Raw genomic sequence first — 329 nt, forward strand, 5'->3', positions numbered from 1 at the left:
CTGGCGATTGGGACGAAGTCGTAACAAGGTAGCCGTACCGGAAGGTGCGGCTGGATCACCTCCTTTCTAAGGAGCACAGGCTTCCGTGAGCATCGTCTCGCGGAGTCCACGTCGTGACCATCGGCGAATGTTCGATGCACGGCAGCTCATTAGTGGAGCACTGGCTAATCAGTCGGCCGAGGTTGCCGGCACCGCTAGTACCGCCCAGCTTGCTGGGAGTGGGAACGTGATGCTGGATCCGGAGCTTGGGCTGAGCACACTGTTGGGTCCTGAGGAAACGGACCGTCTCAACCGGGCTGCCGCCTCCGTGTGGTGGCCTTGTTGTTGAG

At 60.8% G+C, this 329-nt stretch carries 1 rRNA gene; it reads left to right on the forward strand.

Annotated elements, in window-relative coordinates:
* Positions 1–66, forward strand: a 16S ribosomal RNA gene (locus ACYQ78_RS39375); the annotation flags it as partial.
* Between the last annotated feature and the right edge of the window lie 263 nt (positions 67–329).

This window comes from Herbidospora sp. RD11066, from assembly GCF_054661255.1.